Here is a 970-nt window from a genome sequence, read left to right as displayed (position 1 = left end):
CCTCTGGGGTGAATGCTGTCAGGACTTCACCGATGGCGGCGCAGACGGCGTCGACGGTTCTGGCGGCGGCCTTTCGCACCAGGTGTTTGAGCTTGGCAAAGACCTGTTCGATCGGGTTCAGGTCGGGCGAGTATTTTGGCAGGAAGAACAGTTTGGCGCCGGCGGAACGAATGAGCTGACGCACGAGCTTGCTTTTGTGGCTGCCGAGATTGTCCATGACCACGATATCGCCAGGGCGAAGGGTCGGCAGCAGAACCTTCTCGACATAAGTCCGAAAGCTCTCGCCATCGATTGGTCCCTCGATGAACCATGGCGCATCGATCCGGTCATGGCGCAAGGCAGCCAGAAAGGTCATGGTCTTCCAGCGTCCGTGAGGAACCTTGGCGGGAAGTCTGGCTCCGCGCGGCGCCCATCCCCGCAAAGGGGCCATGTCGGTCCGGGTCCAGGTCTCGTCGATGAAGACCAGCCGCTCAGCTTCGATGCGACCTTGATACTTTGCCCACTGGGCTCGCCGCCGCGCGACCGCCGGACGATCGCGTTCGCCAGCCGCCACGCTTTTTTTTGAAGCTGAGCTTCTCGGCATGCACGAAGTCCCACACCGAGTGGTAGTCGATCTTCAGGCCGCGTGCGGCAAGCTCGGCAACGAGCCCGCGTATGGTGAAATCGCCGTCCTTGATCCGTTGCGACAGCCAGACTGCGTGCTCTCCCGAAACTGCCTTCGGTTTGTGACCGCCCATCTGGCCCGGAGCAACGCTGCCGGTCTCATCGACCCGCTTCATCCAGCCAATTGCCGTGCTGATCGCGACCCCAAACTGCTTGGCTGCCTGATTGCGCGACATCCCGCCCTCGATCGCGGCCACGACACGCTTGCGAAGATCCAGAGAATAAGGCTTGCCCATCCATGCTGGCCTCCGCCCAGCCAGCATGGTGAATCAGAAACTCACTGATTTGGGAATCCCAAATCGATTCA

General features: G+C 60.9%; 1 protein-coding gene. It reads right to left on the bottom strand.

Annotated features, from left to right (window positions below; genetic code table 11):
• A protein-coding gene (locus QMZ05_RS40890; RefSeq protein ID WP_353705898.1) for an IS630 family transposase occupies nucleotides 1-899 on the bottom strand; the annotation gives its coding sequence in 2 pieces (ribosomal slippage) (nucleotides 1-554 and nucleotides 553-899; 901 coding nt annotated over the 2 pieces). This gene is flagged as partial in the annotation.
• Nucleotides 900-970 lie beyond the last annotated feature (71 nt).

It is taken from the genome of Bradyrhizobium sp. INPA03-11B (assembly GCF_040446015.1).
In the GTDB taxonomy this organism is placed as follows: domain Bacteria; phylum Pseudomonadota; class Alphaproteobacteria; order Rhizobiales; family Xanthobacteraceae; genus Bradyrhizobium; species Bradyrhizobium macuxiense_A.
The sequence above is the reverse complement of the archived record's forward strand: the minus strand, read 5'-3'. Positions and strand labels throughout refer to the sequence as shown.